Here is a 4,403-nt window from a genome sequence, read left to right on the forward strand (position 1 = left end):
GCACGGCGAGACCATGGGCTCGCCGGTGGCGGTCATGGTCGGCAACACCGAGTGGCCGAAGTGGGAGCAGGTCATGTCGGCCGACCCGGTCGACCCCGAGGTGCTCGCGGGCCTGGCCCGCAACGAGCCGCTGACCCGGCCCCGCCCGGGCCACGCCGACCTGGCCGGCATGCAGAAGTACTCGATCGACGAGGCCCGGCCGATCCTGGAGCGCGCCAGCGCCCGGGAGACCGCGGCCCGGGTCGCGCTCGGCGCCGTCGCCCGCTCCTACCTGAAGGAGACCTGCGGCATCGAGATCGTCAGCCACGTGGTGGAGCTGGCCGCCGCCAAGGCCCCGGCCGGGGTGCTGCCGCTGCCCGCCGACGAGGCCCGGCTCGACGAGGACCCGGTGCGCTGCCTGGACGCCGACGCGTCGAAGGCGATGGTCGCCGAGATCGACCAGGCCCACAAGGACGGCGACACCCTGGGCGGTGTGGTCGAGGTGCTGGCCTACGGCGTGCCGGTCGGCCTCGGTTCGCACGTGCACTGGGACCGCCGCCTGGACGCCCGGCTGGCCGCCGCGCTGATGGGCATCCAGGCGATCAAGGGCGTCGAGGTCGGCGACGGCTTCGAGCTGGCCCGGATCCCCGGCTCCCAGGCGCACGACGAGATCCTGCCGACCCCCGAGGGCGTCAAGCGCGCCAGCGGCCGCTCCGGCGGCACCGAGGGCGGCCTGTCCACCGGCGAGCTGCTGCGCGTCCGCGCCGCGATGAAGCCGATCGCGACCGTCCCGCGCGCCCTGCAGACGCTGGACGTGCGCACCGGCGAGCCCGCCAAGGCACACCACCAGCGGTCCGACGTGTGCGCCGTCCCGGCGGCCGGCATCGTCGCGGAGGCGATGGTGGCGCTGGTGCTGGCCGACGCGGTGGCGGAGAAGTTCGGCGGCGACAACGTCTCCGAGACCCGCCGCAACGTGCAGTCGTACCTCGACAACCTGATCGTCCGATGAGCACCTCACCTGTGGTGGTGCTGGTCGGCCCGCCCGGCAGTGGCAAGTCCACCGTCGGGCGGGTCCTCGCCGAGCGACTCGGCCTGCCGTTCCGCGACACCGACGACGACATCGAACGGACGGCCGGCAAGCCGATCCCGGAGATCTTCGTCGACGAGGGCGAACCGCACTTCCGGCAGCTCGAACGCGAGGCCGTCGAGGCCGCCGCCGCGAGTCACCCCGGCGTGCTCGCGCTCGGCGGCGGCGCCGTGATGGCCCCCTCCACCCGTGAACTGCTCGCCCCGCTGCCCGTGGTGTTCCTGGAGGTGGCGCTCGCCGACGCGGTCAAGCGGGTCGGCCTGGACGCCCCCCGCCCGCTGCTCGCGGTCAACCCCCGGGCCCGCTGGCGCGAGCTGATGGAGGCCCGCCGCCCGCTGTACCTGGAGGTCGCCACCGCCGTGGTCGACACCCAGGACCGCACGCCCGAGCAGGTCGCCGACGCCGTACTCGAAGCACTGGAGTTGAAGAACCCTCATGACTGACCAGATCGTCCGCATCCAGGTCGCGGGCAGCGACGGCCACGCCCCGTACGAGGTGCTGATCGGGCACCAGCTGCTCGGCGAACTCGTCCCGCTGATCGGCCCGCAGGCGAAGCGCGTCGCGATCATCCACCCGGAGGCGCTGGAGGCCACCGGCGAGGCGATCCGCGAGGACCTGGTCGACCAGGGCTACGAGGCGATCGTCCTCCAGGTCCCGAACGCCGAGGACGCCAAGAGCGTCGAGGTCGCCGCGTACTGCTGGTCGGTGCTCGGCCAGACCGGCTTCACCCGCAGCGATGTGATCATCGGCCTGGGCGGCGGCTCGACCACCGACCTGGCCGGCTTCGTCGCCGCCACCTGGCTGCGCGGAGTGCGCTGGATCTCGGTGCCCACCACGCTGCTCGGCATGGTCGACGCCGCGGTCGGCGGCAAGACCGGCATCAACATCGCCGAGGGCAAGAACATGGTCGGCGCCTTCCACCCGCCCGCGGGCGTGCTGGCCGACCTCGGCACCCTGGAGACCCTCGGCAAGCACGACTACGTCTCCGGCCTGGCCGAGGTGATCAAGGCCGGCTTCATCGCCGACCCGGTCATCCTCGACCTGATCGAGCAGGACCCCGCGGCCGCCACCGCCCCCTCCGGCCCGCACACCCTGGAACTCATCCGCCGGGCCATCCAGGTCAAGGCCGACGTGGTCTCCGGCGACCTCAAGGAGTCCGGCCGCCGGGAGATCCTCAACTACGGCCACACCCTCGGCCACGCCATCGAGCGCAACGAGCGCTACAAGTGGCGGCACGGCGCGGCGATCTCCATCGGCATGGTGTTCGCCGCCGAACTCGGCCGCCTCGCCGGACGGTTGGACGACGCCACCGCCGACCGGCATCGCACCGTGCTGGCCTCCGTCGGCCTGCCGCTCAGCTACCGGGCGGACGCCTGGCCGAAGCTGCTGGACGCCATGAAGATCGACAAGAAGTCCCGCGGCGACCTGCTGCGCTTCATCGTCCTCGACGGCCTCGCCAAGACCTCCGTCCTGGAGGGCCCCGACCCGTCGCTGCTGGTGGCCGCGTACGCAGAGGTCTCCGGATGACCGCCCCCGTTCCGGTCCTGGTGCTGAACGGGCCCAACCTGGGCCGGCTCGGCTCCCGCGAACCCGACGTGTACGGCTCCACCTCGTACGCGGGGCTGGTCGCCCGGTGCACCGCGCTGGGGCTCGAACTCGGCCTGGACGTCTCGGTACGGGAGACCAACTCCGAGGCGGAGATGGTCGGTTGGCTGCACGAGGCGGCGGACGCCAAGACCCCGGTGGTGATCAACCCCGGCGCGTTCACCCACTACTCGTACGCGATGCGGGACGCCGCCGCGCAGCGCACCGCGCCCCTCATCGAGGTGCACATCTCCAACCCGTACACCCGCGAGACCTTCCGCCACACCTCGGTCATCGCGGCCGTCGCCTCCGGCACCATCGCGGGCTTCGGCCTCGGCTCCTACGAACTCGCCCTGCGGGCGCTCGCCGAGCAACTGACCACCCGCTGAGCGGCCCCCGGCCCGGTGGCGGACTTGTGCCCGCCACCGGGCCGACGTGTACATTCGGCGCAGGGAGGTGACGGTGAGCCAGTACGCGCAGAGCCACCAGCCGGGGGGCCACCAGCCGGGAGGCCAGGTGCCGGGAGGACAGGGCACGCCTCCGTTTCCGACGGCCCCTCAACAGCCGTACCCCGCAACGCCGCTGCCCGCCACCACCCAGGCCATCCCCACCCTCGGACCGACCACGCCCCGACCCGACCGGCCGACCGTCCCGCTCAAGGCCGTCGCCCCCGTCGCCCCCAGCGGCACCGGATACTTCGTGCTCGCCAGCGGCGGGGCCGTCCAACTCCCCGCCCCGCCACCGCCGATGCCCGCGCTGCCCGCCCCCCTGCCCACCGGCCCGATCGCCGTCCTCCTGATAGGCCCCGCCGGCGCCGGCAAGACCACCGTCGCCCGCCACTGGGCCGAACGCCGCCCCACCCCCACCGCGCACATCAGCCTCGACGACGTCCGCGAATGGGTCCAGGCCGGCTTCGCCAACCCGCAGTCCGGCTGGAACACTGCCTCCGAGGCCCAGTACCGCCTCGCCCGCCGCACCTGCGGCTTCGCCTGCCGCAACTACCTTGCCAACGGCATCTCCTGCATCATCGACGACGCCGTCTTCCCCGACCGCCCTGCGATCGGCCTCGGCGGCTGGAAACGCCACATCGGCCCCGGCATGATCCCCGTCGTCCTGCTTCCCGGCCTCGACCGCGTCCTCACCCGCAACGCCGAACGCTCCGGCAACCGCCGCCTCTCCGACGACGAGGTGGCCCGCATCCACGGCCGCATGGCCGGCTGGCGCACCTCCGGCCTCCCCATCATCGACAACTCCAACCTCACCGTCCCCGAAACCGCCGCCGCCCTCGACCAGGCCATCCTCACCCGCCTCCACCAGCGCTGACCCCACCCGGAACGCCCGGCGGGCCTTCGCCGTTCACCGCCTGGGCCCGGGCCTCTGGGCCTGGTCCGCTGCGCGGGGCTGTGCTGCGCTTGCCTTCCCGCTGCGCGGGGCTGTGCTGCGCTTGCCTTCCCGCTGCGCGAGAGTGTCCCTCGTCTGACCTGCAGGTTTCCGCTTTGCCGCTTGCGCCCGTGGCTGCGGGAGGCGGGGCTTTGGGCTCTGTCGGGGTGTCGGTGGGGGCTGGGAGAATGGGGGTGTTGGACGGGAACGGATGAGGAGTTGACGCGGGTGCCCGAGGGGCATGTGGTGCATCGGTTGGCGGGGCTGAACGGGGAGCTGTTCGGGGGGCGGGTGGTGGGGGTTTCTTCGCCGCAGGGGCGCTTCGCGGAGGGGGCGGCGCTACTGGACGGGCGGGTGTTGGATGTCGCGGAGG

At 73.1% G+C, this 4,403-nt stretch carries 5 protein-coding genes and 1 pseudogene; all 6 read left to right on the plus strand.

Annotated features, from left to right (window positions below; all coding sequences use genetic code 11):
* Positions 1-988, plus strand: a 988-nt coding sequence (gene aroC, locus IEZ12_RS17810; protein WP_229847637.1) for a chorismate synthase, incomplete at its 5' end; no start/stop codon positions are given.
* Complete coding sequence (locus IEZ12_RS17815) at positions 985-1,509, plus strand: shikimate kinase (protein WP_189272876.1); 525 nt, start codon at positions 985-987, stop codon at positions 1,507-1,509. The genes aroC and IEZ12_RS17815, both read left to right, overlap by 4 nt.
* Complete coding sequence (gene aroB / locus IEZ12_RS17820) at positions 1,502-2,593, plus strand: 3-dehydroquinate synthase (protein ID WP_189272877.1); 1,092 nt, start codon at positions 1,502-1,504, stop codon at positions 2,591-2,593. Before IEZ12_RS17815 ends, aroB begins: the two co-directional genes overlap by 8 nt.
* Complete coding sequence (aroQ, locus tag IEZ12_RS17825) at positions 2,590-3,039, plus strand: type II 3-dehydroquinate dehydratase (protein WP_189272878.1); 450 nt, start codon at positions 2,590-2,592, stop codon at positions 3,037-3,039. The genes aroB and aroQ overlap by 4 nt, the downstream gene beginning before the upstream one ends.
* A 73-nt stretch (positions 3,040-3,112) precedes the next feature.
* The gene (locus tag IEZ12_RS17830) at positions 3,113-3,973 is read left to right on the plus strand and encodes an AAA family ATPase (RefSeq protein ID WP_229847638.1); all 861 of its coding nucleotides are present in this window, start codon (positions 3,113-3,115) and stop codon (positions 3,971-3,973) included.
* A 285-nt stretch (positions 3,974-4,258) separates the two neighbouring features.
* A pseudogene (locus tag IEZ12_RS38585) lies at positions 4,259-4,403 on the plus strand (Fpg/Nei family DNA glycosylase); the annotation flags it as partial.

The organism is Kitasatospora griseola (assembly GCF_014648555.1).
Lineage (GTDB): Bacteria > Actinomycetota > Actinomycetes > Streptomycetales > Streptomycetaceae > Kitasatospora > Kitasatospora griseola.

Bases quoted from the DNA above. Each gene is read 5' to 3' on its own strand.
- aroQ (WP_189272878.1), top strand. From the start codon at position 2,590: ATGACCGCCCCCGTTCCGGTCCTGGTGCTGAACGGGCCCAACCTGGGC.
- IEZ12_RS17815 (WP_189272876.1), top strand. From the start codon at position 985: ATGAGCACCTCACCTGTGGTGGTGCTGGTCGGCCCGCCCGGCAGTGGC.
- aroB (WP_189272877.1), top strand. From the start codon at position 1,502: ATGACTGACCAGATCGTCCGCATCCAGGTCGCGGGCAGCGACGGCCAC.